Source organism: Pantoea sp. X-Soil-YNGN-775, assembly GCF_059730575.1.
Genome location: NZ_AP035945.1, coordinates 2,499,048 through 2,518,404, shown reverse-complemented (window position 1 = coordinate 2,518,404; position 19,357 = coordinate 2,499,048). Strand labels below are relative to the sequence as shown.

The 19,357-nt window shown below is 52.5% G+C and carries 15 protein-coding genes, 2 tRNA genes and 1 pseudogene; 10 read left to right on the top strand and 8 right to left on the bottom strand.

Translation table 11 applies throughout. The features are described 5' to 3' along the window. Positions 1–15: 15 nt before the first annotated feature. A complete protein-coding gene (locus tag AC6I8I_RS11925) occupies positions 16–1,266 on the bottom strand; it encodes an MFS transporter (protein ID WP_312056092.1) in 1,251 nt (416 codons plus the stop codon). Between the two features lie 262 nt (positions 1,267–1,528). On the opposite strand from AC6I8I_RS11925, the pseudogene AC6I8I_RS11920 reads away from it, so the two are divergent. Then, a pseudogene (locus AC6I8I_RS11920) lies at positions 1,529–1,848 on the top strand (zincin-like metallopeptidase domain-containing protein); the annotation flags it as partial. Positions 1,849–1,920: 72 nt separating this feature from the next. Here the strand turns inward: AC6I8I_RS11920 and AC6I8I_RS11915 are convergent. Next, a tRNA-Asn gene (locus AC6I8I_RS11915) sits at positions 1,921–1,996 on the bottom strand. A 343-nt stretch (positions 1,997–2,339) separates the two neighbouring features. Here AC6I8I_RS11915 and AC6I8I_RS11910 point away from each other — a divergent pair. Beyond that, positions 2,340–3,461 (top strand): Gfo/Idh/MocA family protein, encoded by a 1,122-nt coding sequence (locus AC6I8I_RS11910; protein WP_312760183.1) that lies wholly within the window; start codon positions 2,340–2,342, stop codon positions 3,459–3,461. A gap of 56 nt (positions 3,462–3,517) precedes the next feature. On the opposite strand, the gene AC6I8I_RS11905 is transcribed toward AC6I8I_RS11910, so the two are convergent. From AC6I8I_RS11905 to AC6I8I_RS11895, 3 genes are all read right to left on the bottom strand, one after another. Beyond that, on the bottom strand, positions 3,518–4,348 hold the full coding sequence (locus tag AC6I8I_RS11905; RefSeq protein ID WP_312056095.1) for a glycosyltransferase family 8 protein: 831 nt from the start codon (positions 4,346–4,348) through the stop codon (positions 3,518–3,520). Between the two features lie 16 nt (positions 4,349–4,364). After that, complete coding sequence (locus AC6I8I_RS11900) at positions 4,365–5,747, bottom strand: D-arabinono-1,4-lactone oxidase (protein ID WP_497827881.1); 1,383 nt, start codon at positions 5,745–5,747, stop codon at positions 4,365–4,367. A gap of 83 nt (positions 5,748–5,830) precedes the next feature. Next, positions 5,831–6,463: a TetR/AcrR family transcriptional regulator gene (locus AC6I8I_RS11895; protein WP_312760177.1), complete on the bottom strand. Its 633-nt coding sequence runs from the start codon at positions 6,461–6,463 to the stop codon at positions 5,831–5,833. 186 nt (positions 6,464–6,649) lie between these two features. On the opposite strand from AC6I8I_RS11895, the gene AC6I8I_RS11890 reads away from it, so the two are divergent. Next, entirely contained in the window at positions 6,650–7,189 is a 540-nt protein-coding gene (locus AC6I8I_RS11890; RefSeq protein ID WP_312760175.1) for a DUF2058 domain-containing protein, read from the top strand. Between the two features lie 68 nt (positions 7,190–7,257). Here AC6I8I_RS11890 and AC6I8I_RS11885 read toward each other — a convergent pair whose 3' ends face one another. Further along, entirely contained in the window at positions 7,258–7,956 is a 699-nt protein-coding gene (locus AC6I8I_RS11885) for an RluA family pseudouridine synthase (RefSeq protein ID WP_312056099.1), read from the bottom strand. Positions 7,957–8,287: 331 nt separating this feature from the next. Between AC6I8I_RS11885 and AC6I8I_RS11880 the strand changes: the two genes are divergently transcribed. From AC6I8I_RS11880 to AC6I8I_RS11860, 5 genes are all read left to right on the top strand, one after another. Then, positions 8,288–9,298, top strand: coding sequence for a LacI family DNA-binding transcriptional regulator (locus AC6I8I_RS11880; RefSeq protein WP_046288232.1), 1,011 nt, complete (start codon positions 8,288–8,290; stop codon positions 9,296–9,298). Positions 9,299–9,422: 124 nt separating this feature from the next. Beyond that, entirely contained in the window at positions 9,423–10,844 is a 1,422-nt protein-coding gene (locus AC6I8I_RS11875; RefSeq protein ID WP_497827880.1) for a glycoside-pentoside-hexuronide (GPH):cation symporter, read from the top strand. Further along, a complete protein-coding gene (locus tag AC6I8I_RS11870) occupies positions 10,828–12,516 on the top strand; it encodes a glycoside hydrolase family 32 protein (protein WP_497827879.1) in 1,689 nt (562 codons plus the stop codon). The genes AC6I8I_RS11875 and AC6I8I_RS11870 overlap by 17 nt, the downstream gene beginning before the upstream one ends. 48 nt (positions 12,517–12,564) lie before the next feature. Further along, positions 12,565–13,926 carry a NosD domain-containing protein gene (locus AC6I8I_RS11865; RefSeq protein WP_497827878.1) on the top strand — a complete coding sequence of 454 codons (1,362 nt, stop codon included), beginning with the start codon at positions 12,565–12,567 and terminating at the stop codon, positions 13,924–13,926. Positions 13,927–14,313: 387 nt separating this feature from the next. Further along, the gene (locus AC6I8I_RS11860) at positions 14,314–14,859 is read left to right on the top strand and encodes a hypothetical protein (RefSeq protein ID WP_497827877.1); all 546 of its coding nucleotides are present in this window, start codon (positions 14,314–14,316) and stop codon (positions 14,857–14,859) included. Between the two features lie 127 nt (positions 14,860–14,986). On the opposite strand, the gene AC6I8I_RS11855 is transcribed toward AC6I8I_RS11860, so the two are convergent. After that, positions 14,987–15,062, bottom strand: a tRNA-Asn gene (locus tag AC6I8I_RS11855). A 229-nt stretch (positions 15,063–15,291) separates the two neighbouring features. Between AC6I8I_RS11855 and AC6I8I_RS11850 the strand changes: the two genes are divergently transcribed. Then, a complete protein-coding gene (locus AC6I8I_RS11850) occupies positions 15,292–15,606 on the top strand; it encodes an SDR family oxidoreductase (protein ID WP_497828657.1) in 315 nt (104 codons plus the stop codon). Between the two features lie 16 nt (positions 15,607–15,622). Then, entirely contained in the window at positions 15,623–16,696 is a 1,074-nt protein-coding gene (locus tag AC6I8I_RS11845; RefSeq protein ID WP_497827876.1) for a class I mannose-6-phosphate isomerase, read from the top strand. Positions 16,697–16,897: 201 nt separating this feature from the next. Here AC6I8I_RS11845 and fhuE read toward each other — a convergent pair whose 3' ends face one another. After that, entirely contained in the window at positions 16,898–19,066 is a 2,169-nt protein-coding gene (gene fhuE, locus AC6I8I_RS11840; protein ID WP_497827875.1) for a ferric-rhodotorulic acid/ferric-coprogen receptor FhuE, read from the bottom strand. Positions 19,067–19,357: the final 291 nt, after the last annotated feature.

Sequence of the window (19,357 nt, the reverse complement as noted above, 5' to 3'; positions counted from 1 at the left end):
ATTTTTTGAATATTGTCATGAGGAGCTGGTGGCTTTTTTCGAATTCACCGGTGAAAAATTGTCGAGCTGTCTAATCCCAGGGACCAGGCAGGTTCCTAAAGTTGCTATGACTACTGCTATCGCTGAAACCAGAAGCACATTACTCCTGCCATAATGAATTGCCAGCGGCCCAGCGACCAGTTCACCTAAGGGAATGGCCACAAACGAACCTACAGCGTCATAGGCGTACACGCGAGCCAATTTTTCCTGAGGAATATGAGTTTGTAATGAATGAGCCCAGGAGACGCCGAATAGACCGAACGTTACGCCAGCAATAAAAAAAGCTGCAATAAGCCACGCTGCAGAAGCAGGTTGACTAAGCATAAAAATTGGCACTGAGCATAGTGCTACTAGCATTGCACCAATAAAAAGATCGCGTCGTGGACGCCATCTTAGGGCGAAGAACGAACCTGTCATAAGGCCAACGCTTTGCGCAGCAACCATAATTCCCCAATTAGCTCGCCCAAAAGAAGCATCAGCAATCACAGGGCCAAGTACCATCATTACGCCACTAAATGCTGCATTGATAATGGTGAATTGGACCACAATTGCCCATACCCAAGCTCGGCTTGTGAATTCTTCCCATCCTTCTTTTAAGTCCTGCAGGATATTACCTGATGGTGGGCATGCTTTGATTGATGTAATACGAATTAAGAAATAAAGCGGTGCAGAGGCTGCGAAACCAATCGCATCAATTGCCAGTCCCCAACCGGGTCCGACAGAACTGATTAGGATCCCACCAAGCGAAGTGCCGATAATCGTACCGCCATAAATACCAAGCTGAATTAATGCATTCGCTGCTCGCAAATTCTGCACTGGAACAGTTTGGGGGACCAGGGCTGAGGATGCAGGTAACGCGATGCCAGCTGCTGCTCCATTCAAAGCTCCAGGTAATGCCAGACTCATCACAGTTGCTGAACCGTCCAACACAGACCATGCGACAATAGCTTGTGAAACTGCCGCAATAACAGAAGAGGATACCAATAGCTGGTTACGAGAGTAGCGGTCCGCTAATACGCCCCCGATCAACAAGAATAAAACGTTAAAAATGGAGCGGGACGCAACAACGAGACCTAAATCAGATACCGATCCGCCAATATCAAGCACTGCGAACGCTAATGCAATCGGTGCAATACCATTGCCCAAAACGGTAAGAAGGCGAGCAGCAAACAGATAACGAAAAGGACTGAAGTGAAAAACGCTAACTTTTTTAGTAAATGTTTTCATTATAAAAATGGCTTCTGGATAAGAGGATTTATTTTAGAACGCCTGTATTTTGCTAATACTTTAGCATGATCTGTTAGTTACACTGCATTATGTCGTTTAGGTAAGCAGAGAAATAACTTCCGCTCCTCACTCCTCACTCCTTATGGATATTGGCCTGTATGTCAGTCCGCCTCGTGCCAGGAGCCGACTTCGCGAACATCACGACACGTTAAGGAAAGATATCTAAAATCACGTGGCCGGGTTTTACGGGATGTTTACAGGGTTGCCGGAGCGTTACCTTTTTTCTGATGCGGCCAATTTTCACGCCACCGGTCTGCATGAGCTGGTTCACTGAACTGGGGCAAAAGCCGCCTGAATCGTGAAATGAAAGGGAAGTTTGGCAGTGCGAGTTAGGCTTTTGAGGAGTTGATCGCCGAGCCGGGAAGCGCGTACCTGATGGCGGATCTGGGGATCGCTGGAGAGGGGCAGCATTAAAGCGATATTGCTTCCTGGCTGAAACCACTGAAGAATGACAAGCGCTATATTTTCAAGGCCGCTAGTGCAGCGTCCAAAGCGCATCGTTATTTGATGGATAGCCATTGAGTTTGTTACCGATTCACTAATAACACAAAGCAAAAAGCCCGCTCAGGTTTCCCTGAGCGGGCTTCTTAAATATGGCTCCTCTGACTGGACTCGAACCAGTGACATACGGATTAACAGTCCGCCGTTCTACCGACTGAACTACAGAGGAATTGTTGGAACGGGGCGCATAGTAACGGCCTGTCCGGGCCATGTCAAAACTCTTTTTCACAAAATCGTCCGACTGCTGAAATAGTCGCCACTGTCGGGTCTCTCCCCTTAAAAATGCCCGCTTTTCGCCGGTTTCCTGCCGCTAAGTAAAAAAAACGCTGGCGGCGAAAAGTGAGGTTTTTATGAGGTGTTTTGCCGCAGAGCAGTCCTTGTCAGGCGGCGTAATCAGTGGTTCTGACGGATTGTTTTCCACCATTGTCACATTTATTTCATTCTGGCTTTGTAAACGGCATAAATGAAATTTAGATTTCATTTCAACCTTGAGATGCGTGTATGGAGTTGAGATGAACAAAGTCAGAATCGGCATGATCGGCAGTGGGTATATTGGTCGCTGTCACGCCATTGCTTATGCCCAGGCACCCACCGTTTTTGCGCTGAAAGGCGAGATCGTGCGGGAGATGCTGGCGGAAGTGAACCCGGAGCTGGCCGCCCGCCAGGCCGCAACCTTTGGTTTCGCCCGTTCGACCGGCGACTGGCGCGAGCTGGTACGCGATCCGGCTATTGATGTGGTCGACATCTGCGCCCCCAACTTCCTGCATAAAGAGATGGCGCTGGAGGCGATCCGCCACGGTAAGCACGTCTACTCCGAAAAGCCGCTGTCGCTGAGTGTGGCTGATGCCGAAGAGATGGTGGCCGCCGCCACGGCCGCCGGCGTCAAAACCCTGGTCGGCTTTAACTATATGAAAAACCCCACCAGCCAGCTGGCGAGAGAGATTATTGCCAATGGCGAGATTGGTGAGGTGGTGCATTTCTACGGCACCCACAACGAAGATTATCTGGCAAAACCGGAGACGCCGCTCGACTGGCACTGCCAGAAAGCGCTGGCCGGTCTCGGTGCGCTCGGCGATCTGGCGGCGCATATCGTCAACATGGCGCACTATCTGGTGGGGGATATCGCCGAGGTCAGTGGCGACATGATGACGGTCATCACTTCACGCCCGGACCCAAAAGATCTCAGCCGTCAGCTGCCGGTGGAAAACGAAGATCAGGCCAGTGCGCTGCTGCGTTTCCACAACGGGGCGCATGGCGTAATTGAAACCTCCCGCATCGCCTGTGGTGCCAAGATGGGGCTGACCTATGTGGTGACCGGCACCAAAGGCACGCTGCGCTACACCCAGGAGCGCATGGCGGAGCTGGAACTCTATATTCACGATGAACCGGCCGGACGGCAGGGCTTTAAAACCCTGCTGACCGGGCCAGCGCACCCCGATTATGCCAACTTTTGCGTGTCGGCCGGACATGGCATCGGCTTCAACGATCAGAAGACGGTTGAGATCCGCGATTTAATTAACGGCATTGCGGCAGGCGATCGTATGTGGCCCGATTTTGCGGAAGGATTACAGGTGCAGAAGGTGCTGGAGGCGATTGCGCTGTCTGCGCTGGAGCGTCGCTGGATGACGGTGTAGCGCTGGCGGTGGGGGACTAAGCGGACAGGAAGCGGTGACTTCCTGCCCGGAGGGGATCAGGCGAGGCCGCTTTTTTCCCACCACAGCTTATCCAGCGCGTAGTAGCGGTCGCGCTGGCTTTCCGGCTGATTCAGGTCGCGTTTCCACGGCTTCGCCAGGATGAAGTGCAGATTCTTCACCTCGTCGTCACGCCAGATCGCGCTGTGCTGGAACGGTAAGGTTTTCAGCGCATTATAAACGTAAGAAAGCGGTTTCCAGCGGCCGGCAAACGCCTCATTCAGCAGGTCTTGCTCGGAGAAGGGATACGCACTCAGGTCATCAATCGCCGCAATCCGCTGTTCCAGTGCCTCGTAAACCGCATTATCCGGCGTCAGCACCAGAAAACCGCCGTTCAGGTAATAGTCCAGGCTGGCAGGCGCGGCTTCACCCCGCGCCTGCCAGGTATAATGGCACTGCCCGGGCTGCCAGTCCGCCGGATAAGAGGCAATCTGGTTCGGATTGCAGCGACAGGCGTGACACGCCGCCATCAGGTTATCCCCGAGATCGAGCGTGAACAGCTCATCCATATTCTGCAGCACCAGCATATCGGCATCGAGAAACACCACGCGCTGATAATCAGTCAGCTGCCAGGCACGCAGCTTGGTCCACACTTCACCAAATTGCGCCGAAGCATAATGCTGATCCAGATCGGCGCGCGGGTAGATCGGCTCAACCGACGCTATTACGCAGCCTTCGGCCTGCAAAGCCTGGCAATCTTCGGCGGAAATCGCTGGGGTGGTCATAACCACCAGCGGCCACTGGCTGTTGCTCTGCTTCAGTGAATGGTGCAGCGCTTTCACGCCCACCAGATAGTCGGGTTGAGTTAACAGCGTTACCCAGGCAAACATATTTTCCCTTATTAATTCAGTCAAAAAGTGGGGCGATGTAGTCATTGCCTAATCGGCCTTGCGGATCGAGCTGGCTGCGCAGGGCGCGGAACGCCTCCCACTGCGGGTAGATCTCACGCCAGCGATAGCGTTCTTCGTCGTAATATTTGCCCCAGTGCGGGCGTCCGCCCTCATCGGCCAGCAGTTTTTCTACTTCGGTCAGAAAATGCAGACCGTCGGGCGATAGCGAGCCGTCATCCGCGTAGTACACCACGAAGCCGAAGAAGCAGGTTGGCTGGTCAAACGCCGGACTCAGCCAGGCTGAGGAGGCACCGGTACAGCGCAGGATGATCGGGTAGTGCATATGCGGACGGTTTTCCGCATACCACTGCTTGATCCGGCTGATGATGGCAGGCGTTTTCGCCAGCGGTACGCCGATTTCGACATTGATCTGCGGCACCGCGATGCCGCGGCAAAATAGCTGGTAGATGTCACCGGTAACATCGGTAAAATCGCGAAAACGGGTCACGGTGCGGAACTGCTTGCCGCCTTTGCCCTGAATCTGGGTATCACGATGCATGTGCGCCAGCGTCTGATCGATGGTGTCGTTCAGGCTGTCATCAGCCTGACCTTCATGCTCAACCACCTGACGATCCTGCTGTTCATAGCGCAGACGTTCATCGTCATTCGCTTCATGCGCGTTCCAGACGTGTACCCGGTTGTCATCGACAAACCACCAGGCTTTGCTCAGCGGATATTCATCATTCCAGCGCAGCAAATCCTGCTCCAGCGTATCGGCAGAAACTGCATTTTTGTGGCAGGTAAAGATGCGAAACGGTTCGGTTCGCAGCGTCACGGCAGTCACGATACCCAGCGCGCCAAGTGAAACCTGCGCCGCCGGGAAGTCCGGTTCGCCGCGCCTGAACTCCCGCACGCTGCCATCGGTCAGCACCATGCGAATCGACAGCGCTTCATCGGCAATCGAACTCTGCTGCAGGCCCTGGCCGTGCGTACCGGTCGCCATGGCACCGGCCAGCGTCTGGATGGCGATCACCCCTGGCGACGATGCCAGCATCCGGTTCATTCCGGTCAGGGTGCGGTAAACCTGATCGAGCGGCGTCGCTCCACCAAAGGTCACACTCTGTTCATCGCTGGCGGTCTGGCCACTGAACGCGCTGAGATCCAGTAACAGATCCTGCTCGCTGACGTGCAGCATACGGCCGGGGGAGAGCTTGCTGCCAATCACCCGGATCTGACCCTGTGACTGGCGCAGCAATGCCTGAAGTTCTGCTTCGCTGGCGGGACGCTGAACCTGATGGCGACTACCGATCTGCGCGTTTTGCGCCCAGTTCCATAGCACGTCATCTTTAGGATCAACGTCGGTGTGACGAAGCGGATAAAGGTGGGCGTCTCTGCTCACAACAGCATTCCTTTTATGGCGGTTTTATGACGGATATTCAGTAAGCGTAGACCATGAGTAAGCCAGGCCGCAGCACGGTCAAATTATTTGCGGATATAACGTAACGTTGCGGTTACAGCCAGCTGACGATTACGGCGAATGCTCTCTTCTTCACTGTTATCCGGGCTGAACAGCGCATTAAAGGTGTAGCGGTTGGAGACGTGATGCACACAGATACTGCTGATCAGGCGGTGCACGTCAATCGTCTGCACCTCTTCGATAAACAGCCCCTGCTGCTGACCACGGATCAGAATGTCATCCAGCACGTCCAGCGCGCTGCGATTAAGGGTTTTAATCTGGGTTGACTGGCTGATATAGCGGCCGCGTAACAGGTTTTCGCTACACACCAGCCGCATAAAATCGGGGTGGGCGACATGGTAATCAAAGCTGGCTTCGACCAGCCGCGTCATCGCTATTTCCGGTTCCATCGCTGCCAGGTTGAGGCCGGTTTCGTGCTGGCGGATCTGCTGATAGACCTGCTCAAGAACATCGATATAGAGCTGCTCTTTGCTGCCGAAGTGATACACCACCATCCGTTTAGTGGTCTGCGCATGTTCGGCAATCTGCTCCAGCCGTGCGCCCTGCATGCCAAACTCGGCAAAGGTTTTCAGTGCGCCCGCGATAATACGTTTCTTCAGCCCTTCAGGGTCATTTTTACGTTTGGTTAATTCCGACATAGTGCTCAACAGGGTGGTTTTGACCGGAGAATGGTAGCACAGCGGCGCCAGGATGCGTTTAACCGACAGCGCGGCGCGGCAGGCAGCGCCGGAGATTGTGCCCTGCGATCAACGCCCGCAACCTGACACAGACCGGGAATTTACAGGTATAATCGCAGAAATTTCGTAACAGGCTCAGAAACCAAAATGACCAAACTCACCTTACAAGAGCAGATGCTGAAAGCGGGATTAGTCAGCAGCAAGAAGATGGACAAAGTGCAGCGTACCGCCAAGAAATCACGGGTTCAGGCGCGTGAAGCCAGAGCGGCGGTCGAAGAAAATAAAAAAGCGCAGCTTGAGCGCGACAGGCAGTTGAATGAGCAGCAGAAACAAGCCGTTTTATCCAAAGAGTATAAAGCGCAGGTCAAGCAACTGATTGAAATGAATAAAATTGATGTGTCAAAAGGCAATATCGGCTTTAACTTCACCGATAACAACCTGATTAAAAAAATCAACGTCGATAAGCTGACTCAGGCGCAGCTGATCAGCGGCCGTCTTGCTATTGCCCGTCTGGTGGCGGAGAACGGTGGCGAGAATCAGTATGCGATTATCCCGGCCAGCGTGGCGGATAAAATTGCACAGCGCGATGCCAGCAGCATCGTACTGAACAGCGCGTTGAGTCAGGAAGCGCAGGATGAAGACGATCCGTATGCAGACTTCAAAGTGCCGGACGATCTGATGTGGTAAGTCCGGGTTAAGGCGGATGCAGCGCAGCGCCAGCCGGGCGAGGCTGATGCTGCTGCGTCTCAGCCGAATCAGAACGGGCTGGGGTGCCGGGCGTGAATCGCTTCGCCACTGACCGGATGAACAAAATGCAGTTCGCCGGCATGCAGCATCAGTCGCGGCGTTTTTTCGCTGCCCGGCAGCAGCAGCCCGCCATACAGGTCGCAGCCCAGAATCGGATGACCGCGCAGCTGGCAGTGGATCCGCAGCTGATGCGTGCGCCCGGTTTCCGGGGTCAGCACCACCCGCGTAACCGGCACCGTGCTGCCATCCTGCTGCGCATAATCAACGCGCTCAACCACCCGATAATGTGAACGTGCAGGCTTGCCGTGGCGATCGCAAATCGTCATCCGCGGAAAGCGCGCCGGATCTTTGGCAATCGCCGCCTCAATCACTCCTTCGTCATCAGCCAGATGGCCACACAACAGCGCGCTATAGAGTTTACGCACGTTGCGCTGGCTGAACTGCTGGCAGAGCGCCGCATTGATCGCCTTGTTGCGGGCAATCACCATCAACCCGGAAGTACCGAAATCCAGTCGATGGACCAGCGTGCAGCCGGGGAAGCTTTTCACCAGCCGGTGATGCACCGAATCAAGATTCAGCGGATTTTTGCCGGACAGGCTCAGCAGCCCGCTGGGCTTATTGATCAGCAGCAGATGCTCATCCTGATAGAGAATCTCAATCGGGTCATGACACGGCGGCGCAACAAAACTATCGACTATCTCAGACATCGGACTACCGGCAGGTGAGGGGAGGCGGATAATAACCAATTTTGCCTGATGTGACGAATGGTGGATGGCGGGCGATCAGAACCCCAGCCGGTTATGCTCGCCGTCTAACCAGCCCGCTGTGGGGCTGCGTGTTGCCTGGCCGCCAGCTAATGCGGAACGGGCTAACCATGACATACTCTGTTGTCTCTCTTTTAGGGTAAAGCGTGATTCAGACTGAATTGAGTGGATAAGCAGGGATTTATGTAACGCAGCAACATGTGAACTGGCTTACATTTTTGACCTTCATCACACTTTATAGTGACCGCCTGATTAAACGACGCATCTCATTATCATGGCATCCATTAAAGACGTAGCAAAAAAAGCGGGAGTGTCTACGGCGACCGTATCGCGTGTGCTGAACCATCATCCCAGCGTGACGCCGGAAACACGCCAGGCAGTACGTGATGCAATGGATTACCTTTGCTATGTCCCCAGCAAAAGTGCGTTTCAGCTGAGTGGTAAATGTTCCGGGCTGATTGGCGTGGTGCTACCAAACCTGGTGAATCCTCACTTTTCTGAGTTACTGGCAACCTTTGAAGAGGAAGCAAGATACATCGGGAAATCGGTAATTATTAAGACCCATCAGAATCAGCCTCAACAGGATAAGCAGATTATTCACAGCCTAATCGGAATGGGGATCGACAGTCTGCTATGGGTGCCGACAGAGGCCGAAAGCGAACTTGCGGAATGGTTGACCGCAACCCGCATTCCGGTTGCAGTGGTAACGCAGGTTTCTCGTTTTTTTAATTCTGTCTCTATCAATCAAAGGAAAGGTGCAGAGGCTATTGCGGAGCATTTTATCCAGACCGGGCATACCACCTTTGGTTTTATTGCTCAGGAGGGCGTCGATAATCGAAAGGTCTCTGCCTGGAGTAAGAAAATCACCAGTCAGGGTTTAACACTCGCTAAAGAGAATCAATTCTGGATAGCGAAAGGCGAAGGTGAAAAAATATCCGGCCATATTCGGATACTGGACGATATTATCGGGATATTAGCTGACCGGAAAAAAGCATGCTCTTCTCTTTGGATCTATAACGATGTTGCTGCCAGTTATGTTATCGATGGCTTAAAGGAAAGAGGGGTGGCTGTCCCGCAGGATATTGCTATCGCCAGTTTTGACAATACCTTGTTGGCGCAGACCAAAAAAATAACCAGCGTGGCTCAACCGATTGGCGAGATTGCCCACCTGGCATTCCAGATGGTGAATAATACCCATAAGCAGGAGAGTATCGAAATGTATGAAATTGTCTCACGGTTAATTATACGTGAGAGCAGTATCGCGCTTAATATCACGGCTGTCTGATTTCTGCTTTTCCCACTTAATCCTTTTTAAACGAGTCGAAAATTTTTATTCAGTCATCCGCACAGGGGCTGGCGATAATGCTCTGTGTTTAATTTTTAGAGCTGTGCATTATTGAGGTGATTTTATGTCCGCAACGGTAATGGAAAAACAAAGCGCTTATGGAAAGCTGCGTCTGAAAGAGAAGATCGGTTACGGGATGGGGGATGCGGGATCCTGTATGATCTGGAGTGTACTGGCGCTCTATCTGACGTGGTTTTATACCGATGTATATGGATTAGCGCCTGGCGTCGTTGGAACACTATTTCTGGTCATCCGTATTTTTGACGCCTTCAGCGATCCGATCATGGGCGCAATCTGCGATCGTACGCAAAGTCGATGGGGTAAGTTCCGCCCGTGGTTGTTATGGATGGCGGTACCCTTTGGCCTGGGCGCCATCGTGATGTTTACCACACCTGACCTGAGCATGAACGGAAAAATTATTTATGCCTGGGTGACCTATCTGGTGATGTCACTGATCTATACCGCGATCAACATTCCCTATTGCTCAGTCGCGGGGGTGATCACCCTGAATCAAAAAGAGCGACTGGGCTGTTTATCATGGCGGTTCTTCCTGAATGGCCTGGCGACGCTGATTGTCTCTTCCTCCATTTTACCGTTAACCGACTGGTTGGGTAACGGTAACCGCGCTTCAGGCTTTCAGTTGACCATGGTGATCATGGGGTGCGCCGCGACGCTGATGTTCCTGTTCTGTTTTGCCAGTATTAAAGAGCGCGTTGTTTCAATTAAGTCTAATGATTCGTTAATGAAAGATTTGAAAGACATTGCTAAAAATGACCAATGGCTGCTGATGATTACGATTACCTTTCTTAATGTCTTCCCGGCCTTTATTCGGGGGGCTGTAACTATTTATTATGCCACCTATGTAATGCAGGCCTCCGTTGGATTTATTACCTTTTTTATGGCGCTTGGTGTCGCCTGTAATATGCTGGGAAGCGTAATAGCTAAGCCACTGACTGACCGGTTTGATAAAATTAAGCTCTTCCGCATTATTAATATTATCCTTGGTGTTCTCTCTTTCGCGCTGTGGTTTGTTGACCCAAAATCGCTGACGCCACTGCTTACGCTATTTGTGATCATTAATATTCTGCATTTAATTCAGTCCGGACCTATCCTGTGGGCAATGATGTCAGACGTCGATGACTACGGTGACTGGAAATTTGGCAAACGGCTCACCGGTATTTCGTTTGCCGGTAATCTGTTTATGCTGAAAATGGGACTGGCGGTCGCTGGAGCAATCGTCGCCTGGATTCTGTCCTATACCGGCTATGTCGCTAACAAACCGCAACAAAATGCGCAGACCCTTGAGGGCATTATTATCATGTTCTCACTACTGCCGATGGTGAGTTATTTCATCAGCGCATTTATGGTGCGCTACTTCAAACTGGATAACCTCTTCCTGGAAAAAATTAAAGTCGATCTCGCAAAACGCGAGCTTGAAAAAGGTTCGGTTCAATCGCAGGAGTTTAAAAATGTCCCTGTCCATTAATGTTAAGCAAGGTCAGCGGCTTGATTTATGGCTAAAGCAAACAAAGCCGGCCGGTCAGCCCCTATTTGCTATCCACATGGAAAATGCGGTGCTTTTCAAAATAGAAACAGCTCCGCCGTATTATCAATACTTTACCTGGACCGCATGGCAGCAGGGTATTGTCTCTCTGGAGTGGTTACCGGAGCACAGTGAAATTTCGTTGTGTTACAGCTGGCACCCTGACACGCTCCCTCAGCAGGGCGTCAGCTTTATTGATATCGAAAATAACGACCTTTGCCTGCGAGATGACCGCGCAGTTGCAGAGCACTATCAGCAGGAAGACTTACGCCCGGCATTACATTTTTCTCCACGTACCGGCTGGATGAATGACCCTAATGGTCTGCATCGGAAAGGTGATGAGTGGCATCTGTTTTACCAATACCATCCGCATAGTACTCAATGGGGGCCGATGCACTGGAACCACGCGGTGAGTCAGGACCTTTACCACTGGCGTCACTATCCGGTTTTCCTTCAGCCAGAGCAGAATTTATCCGCGCTTGAGGCAACGGGCGGCGCATTTTCTGGCAGCGCTTTCATCGATGCCGAGGGGCAAACGCGTTTCTGGTATACCGAAAGGCTTCCGGCTTACGATCTCTATCGCGGTTATCGAGAAATCCAGAAAATGGCGGTCCCGCAGCCTGCTTACGACAAGCCTGCTTTGATAAAAACAGTATTAACAGCGCTGCCAGCAGGCGTCGATTGTGATTTCCGCGATCCGAAAGTCTGGTATGAGGAAGCGGACGCGACCTTTTATATGATCCTGGGCGCGTCGGTGAACGGCGATCCAGCCATGCTGCTGTTTCACTCCGAAGACAGTGACAGCTGGCAATTCCATCATGTGCTCTACACCGCTCCCCCTTATTTTCGGGAAAATGGGGGCCGCTGCGTCGAATGCCCGGACTTTTTCTGCCTTGACGGCATCTGGGTATTGATTATCGGTATTGTGGGTTACACCGAGCCGACAACCGGACGACATAATCTGTTATTTGCACAAACGGGTGATTTTCGGCACGGTTATTTCACTCCCTCAGCGCAACCGCTGCAGATACTGGATTTCGGCACCGATTTCTATGCCCTGCAGACCTGGGGTGAAAGCGACAGTCGCACAGGGTTTGCCTGGTTATACAACTGGGCGACACAAAAGAGTGTTCATTCTGCCTATTCCGGCGAAATGTCTCTGCCGCGTCGTTTTCATCTTAATGCCCGGCAACAACTCTGTATGACACCGGTATTGCCGCCAGCATCGCTGATCATCAGTGAAGAACGGCTGGATGCGTGGAGTCATTGGTCAGGCAGTACTGCCTGTAAGTCCTGCATAATTACCTTTACCCCAACCTCGCATTTTTGCCTGACCCTGACCGGTCAAACCGGGCAGCAGATTATTCTGGCGCACGATGGACACACTCTGAGTCTGCTGGAAAAAGATCGGGATGACGGCCGTTATCAGGCTCCGCTGGCCAAGGTGGGCGATGTGACATTATGTTTTGATGCCGGAATAGTGGAAGTTTTCGCTCAGCAGGGGAGTGTGTGTGGAACCCGACGTTATTATTCATGCAGCTCACTGACTGAAATAACGCTCTCTGGCGCACAGGCAAAAATAACCCGCTATCACTCCCCTTACGCACAGCCATAACTCAAATTACTGCTGATTTTTTTATTACTGTCACCGAAGGAATTAGTCATGACAAGCCAAAACTATTACGATGTTACAGAATGGAAGGAAGGTAACCCTTATCAGGATATTGGTGAGGTTATAAACAGTATTATTTCTGATATTAAAAAAAGACAAACCGAAACGGATCTCAATCAAGGCGGGAAGCCCGGCGCGGTTATCTATATTCCACCCGGCGATTATCCGCTTCTTACCCAGGTGTTAATTGATATTAGCTATCTGAAGATTATTGGTTCGGGGCATGGTTTCACCTCTTCAAGTATTCGATTTAATACCCCCGAAAGTGAGTGGGCGAACTGGCATGAAGTGTGGCCGGGGGGAAGCCGACTATGCGTTAATCTCTCTCCCGCAGCCGGTGCTGACCCCTCTGCCGGTGCTGCCTTTTATGTCGAACGTAGCGGTGAGCCACGCATAAGTTCGGTCGAGTTTGCTGATTTTTGTATTGATGGCTTACATTTTGTCGATGATGGATCAGGCAATGATGATCCCGAAAATAGTTATCTGAACGGTAAAACGGGTATCTATATCGCGAGCGCGCAAGACTCTTTCCGTATCAGCGGCATGGGTCTGGTCTATTTAGAGCATGGGGTGACAATTTTTAACGCTGATGCGCTGGCGATACACAATAATTTCATCGCTGAATGTGGGAACTGTATTGAGTTGCGCGGTTCGGGACAGGCATCAAAAATTACCGATAATCTGATAGGTGCGGGTTACAGAGGCTATTCCATTTATGCAGAAAATTTTGGCGGCCTGCTGATTACGGCCAATAATATTTTCCCGCGCGGCAAAAGCAGCGTACATTTTTCTGGGGTAGTTCGCTCTTCGATATCCAGCAACAGACTTCATTCATTTTATCCGGGAGTGCTGGTTCTGGAAGGCAATAGTTCAGAAAACCTGATCACGGCTAACCATTTTTTCCGTGAGCGTGAACCCTGGGGACCGATGCAGGCTTATAATAATGGATTGGATGATTTGTATGGTCTGCTTTATATCAGCGGTAACAATAACTCCATTATTGCTAATCATATTTCGGAAACGATTGATTCTCAGCATATCATCCCGCAGGGCGCAAAACCGGTGATAATCCGGCTGGTGTCGGGTGAGAGGAATTATATTTCTGATAACCATATTGTCGCGACCACCGAAGCTTCACCGGCGGAGAGTGCGGCCACCGGATCCTGTTTCTCAACTCAGGTGAGTGCACTGCTGGCAACAAAAGGGCTGGTCGCTCTGGAGGTTATCGCAGTACAGATCGAAAAAGCCTCTTTGCAAAATACCGTACTGGATTCAGGCAGTGAGAGTCAGGTTTTGCTGGATAAGAAAGTGAATGCGTTCAGGGCTACGCCCGTACCTGGCTTGCGAAGCTGAGAGCGCTTAACGGGCTCACGCAGACAGTTTATGAATGATTTTATGCTGAGCTGACTGGCGGCAACCGATGCGGCACCCCCTTTCTCTACACAGGTGGCGCATGTGAAAGGTGACCACCGCTACGGTTGATAGCGGTGGTCAGGGGAAACATAGGCACCGGCGGGGCAGTAATCATCTGTTGATCAGCAGCAGACGCGCATTTGTATGGCATGAGCCATGCCGGGAATCGACTGTGGGTGGTGATGTGACTCAATGACGCTGGCATGCCGATACTACACAGACAAACCGGGGTCGGTATATCTGGATCACTATCGGGACGGTTAAATTTTGAGTAACCTGATCCGCTGATTATGCTGTTTTATTGCAGGCTATTTTAAAGGAGTAAAAATGCCGCTACCTGAACGTATGAAACCCGCCAGCGTAAGTCGAAAAAAAATCGCACAGCTGGCCAGCCAGGCTCAGCAGATACTCGCGAAAATTGATGCCGGAACAGACACGCAGGAGAGTGAATTAACGATGATGATCGCTGACTGGAACGCTCAGGTAACCCATCCTTATGGCTATTCAGACTTCAGAGATTTTTCTTCATCGATGGATGCCAGCGACTTTACCCGTATCGCGATTAACCCGGTAAAATTTTACGCGGATTTCAGCTGGGATGAGCTGGTGCAAACAATCAATTTTATCTGTAACGCAGAAGGTAAGGATGCTGAACAGCATTTCGCCATTTCACTGTTGGAAAAGAATTTTGACGCTAATCCCTCCGATCTCATCTACTGGCCTGATGAATGGTTCCGCAACCCGGATATGATGGCTATCGACCTGAGTCCGGAACAGATCGGAGGCTATTTGATGGCCCGGTCAGGCCGGCATTTAGCGGATGCTCCTGAAATCGAATTGATCTATCCGCTGCCCGATAGCGAAACAGACTAAGAAAGCAGTAGCCTTCCTGTTTATGGCAAAGCATAACGTCAGCTGAGAGCCGAGGCAGATGCCGAATCCGATTCAGACACCAAAGCAAAAAGCCCGCTCGGGTTTCCCTGAGCGGGCTTTTCTAATTTGGCTCCTCTGACTGGACTCGAACCAGTGACATACGGATTAACAGTCCGCCGTTCTACCGACTGAACTACAGAGGAATCGGTTGATGGCGCGCAGTTTACTGATTTTTGCCGCAGGCGCAATGGCCTTTTTCACCCGTTGCGCGCGATTGCAGAAAGCGTAATCAGTTTGGCACTCAAGCCGTTCAATTTTGCCGGGCGCATTCACGCATAGCACTAAAATAGTTGGCCACTCAAACTGTTACACCACGTCATCGTCCTTGCGCTTTAGTGAGGGCTGCTAGACTTACTGAGGTAAACAGTAACGATTCAGCTAAAGCCGAAGCTCATCGCCTATTCCGCGACCAAGGCAGCCATTATTAACTTCTCCGGTAGCCTGGCTGCGCTGCTGGCGGATAAAGGCATTCGTGCCAACGCCGTGGCGCCTGGCCCCATCTGGACGCCGTTAATTCCGGCCACCATGCCACCCGAGCAGGTGGAAAGCTTTGGCGGTGAAGTGCCGTTGCAGCGCATGGGCCAGCCGGCGGAGCTGGCCTCATCCTGGGTGATGCTGGCCAGTGACGAAGCGAGCTATATCTCCGGCGCGACCATTGCGGTTACCGGTGGTGTCGCAGTGATCTGATTAAGGCTAAGGGGGAATGATGAAAGCGTATCCATTGAAGCTGACCACGCCAATCGCCAGCCATATTTTTGGCGGTCAGCGCATCAGGCAGCAACTGGGTAAGGCCGGACTGCCAGACTCACGGGTGGCCGAAACCTGGGAGATCAGCGATGTCGACGGCATGATCGCCTCAGTCACTAACGGCGAGCTGGCGGGCACCAGCCTGCGCGAATTGATCACCCGTTATCCCGATGACATCGTCGCACCCGGCTGGCGCGGTCCGCACTTCCCGCTGCTGAGCAAATTTATTGATGGCAGCGGAATGCTGCCGGTGCATCTGCACGCCAATGATGAAGCGGCGCAGCGGCTGGAGCAGCAGCCGAATGGCAAAACCGAAGCCTGGCATATTCTGTCGGCGGCACCGGATGCCACCTGCCTGTTGGGGGTGCGCGCGGGTGTGGACAATGATCGGCTCAAAGCGGCGCTGCTGGCAGAGGATTACGATGCGGTGATGCATCGGGTAGCGGTAAAAGCCGGTGATACTTTTTACGTTCCCGGCGGGATGCTGCACAGCTTTGGTCCCGACACGCTGATCTATGAAATCGAACAGACCTCCGACATTCAGCAGCACGCCATGCCGTGGAAAATGGAAGACGGCTCGCGTCTGAGCCAGGCGGAGTGGGAGAAGAATATTGATGCGCTGTTACAGGAGCTGCGGCCGGAACTGCGCTGTGAACCTCAGCCCGGTCTGACGTTGAATAGCGCGGATCTGACCCGGCTGTTTTGCTGTGCCGGGCCCTATTTTGCGCTGGAACGCTGGCAGTTTAGCCAGCCACAACGCCTGAGTTTCAATCGCGCGCGCATTCTCTCTAACCTCGGTGAGCCGCTAACGGTAACGGCTAATGGCGTCACGGTGGAAATCGGGCGGGCGGAGTCAGTGTTGTTACCCGCCGCGTTAGAGGAAGTGACCCTGCAGCCTGCGGGCGAGGTATTGATTGGCTACGTGCCGGATCTGGCTGCTGAAGTTGTGCAGCCGCTCCAGCAGGCCGGTTATAGCGATCGGGCAATTGCCGCGCTGGGTGATATTCCGCAGTTAACCCAGCAGAGATAATGCTTCCCTGCAGCAGTCAGGGGCAGGGAAAGACCGCGCTGGAATGATGCGCATTGCAGCGGGTTTTACCCCTTAACGTGATCTTTTGTGAATTTTTGACGCTGTAAACAGCAACCCTGATGCCACAACGGCCGCAGCCTGATGCGCTGCGGCCGTTTTTAAACCTGCAAACCAGGCAACGCACGTATCTACCCCGGCGGATCAGAACTGCCAGGAAACGCTGACGTTGATATTGCGCGGCTCACCGTAAACGTAGCTGTTCATATAGCTGTAGTACTCGCGGTCGAACAGATTATCGACGTTAGCCTGTAGCGCAACCTGCCGGTTAATCTGATAACGGGCAAACAGCGAGGCCAGCGGATAGCTGCCCTGGTAAACGCGCACGCTATCGCCGCTGGCGTTGGTGGAATCTTCGAACACCCGGTTCTGCCAGTTAAGGCCGCCGCCGAGCGTCAGATCGGGCAGCATTGGCAACTGGTAGCGGGTGAAGAATTTAAAGGAGGTTTGCGGCTGATAGCTGTTGAAGCGGCCACTCTTGTCCCGCGCGACATAGCGGGTTGCGCCCAAGGTCAGCTGCAGATTTTCGGTCAACGCTCCGTTCAGTTCGAACTCGGCACCTTTACTCACTGCGCCTTTCGCCGGCGCATAAGCCTGTTCGCTGCCGCTGAGATACACCCCGTCAAGCGCCTGACCCACGTTGTCCTGCTCAATGCGGAAGATCGCGACGGTTGCAGTCAGCCGGCCGTCGTACCACGCCGATTTCAGTCCGGTCTCGTAGCTTTTACCGGTGACCGGTGCCAGATATTTCCCGCGGGTATCGCGATAGGTTTGCGGCAGGAAGATTGCGGTATAGCTGCCATAAGCGGACCAGGTATCGTTGATGTCGTACACCAGGCCGGCATAAGGCGTGGTGTTGTTTTTGGTCATATCTCCGCTGCTGCCCTCGGTGCTCCATTGGGTATAACGCGCGCCAATAATCAACGACAGCGGATCGGTTAGCGAAAAGCGTGCTGCACTATAAGCCGATTTCTGACGGATGGTGTCGTTGGCATTGAGATACCAGCCCTGCCATTCAGGTTCGGCAATATTGCCACTCCAGTGGTTGTTGAAGATGCCCATATCCTCAGCGGTGATTTCGCCTGCTTCGGCATTGCTGACCCCATCCTGACTCCAGGTCGCGTTATGCTGGCGACTGTAGCTGATGCCGGCCATCAACAGGTGCTGACGGCCCAACAGCGCAAACGGACCGCTGGCGAAACCATCGAAGGAATCCACCTTACGCTTTCCGCGGTCCATGCTGCCGAAACCGGTAGTGCCTTCGCCGCTTTCCTGATCGGCACTGCCCATTACGTAGAGCAGCTTATCGCTGAAGGTATTCTCGGCGTGGGTCCCGTTAAAGTGAACGTTCCAGCCGTTATCAAAGTTGTGATCGATATCGGCGAAAACTTTGCGGGCATTGGTGTTGTAACGCGCCCAGTTGGCGGCTGAATTCAGGCTGCGAGGGTAGTGGGTGGTGGCGTTGTTGCTGTAAAACATCGGCAGACCGCCCCAGGTGGGATTGCCGGTGTTGTTATCTTCATAATCGTAACCCAGCGACAGGGTAGTGTGTTCGCTCAGATCGGCATCGATAACGCCATAAACAAACTTTTTGGTTTTATGATAGCGGTCCAGCCAGCTGTCCTGATCGGTATAGCCGGTGACGACCCGGCCGCGCAGGCTGCCATCACTGTTTAGCGGAGCCGCGAGATCCGCCACATAACGCTGCTTATTCCAGCTGCCGTAGCTGGCATTAAGCGTACCGCTGAAGGTTTTACTGTCGGCATGTTTGCGCACCATATTAATCGAGGCGGCAGGGCTGCCTGCTCCGCTCATCAGCCCGGTAGCGCCACGGACAATTTCGATGCGATCGTAAATCGCCGTATCAGAGGCCGCATCACCGTAGTTCCACGCATCGTTGACCGAAGTGGGGATGCCGTCGTAGGTGAAATTACTCACCTTAAAGCCACGCGAATAGTATTCAGAACGTTCACTGTCGATCAGATTAGTCGAGATACCGGTGGCATTGGTCAGCACATCGTTAACCGATTGCAGATCCTGATCTTTCATCCGCTGCTGGGTGACTACGCTGACCGATTGCGGGACGTCACGCGGTGTTAACAGCAGTTTTGTGCCCGCCCGGGTGGTCTGAACAGCATAGTCCTGCTCTGAATTGCGGCTGTCATCGCCGGGAGCGGCATTCACCACCAGATCCTGCTGTGCCTCCTCAGCCGCCTGTGCCAGCCGGGGAGTGAACAGCGCGGGTACCGCCACTGCCAGCAACGAAACGCGAAAGGTTTTCCTGATGCCTGATTCCATGCCGTTGAAAGACATAATAGTTTCCGTAAGAAATGATTATTATTTTAAGCCGTTACGCTTTTTCAGTGAGCTTCGCGCGCTTTTACCCTGGTGTAATCAGCAGGGGTTGATGATTTGCGAATGCCAATGATAATCATTTGCTTTATATTTTTTAGCAATGATTCGACGCCAAGTGTAAGAAGATGTAAAGGTTATGATAATCAACCAGATAACAGCATTTTAATCCGGATAGTAACTAACGTTTACAGGTTTCCCGGGCTGTAAAAAGGGGCGGCTGACGCTAAATAGCGGCAATAAAAGCCGAAT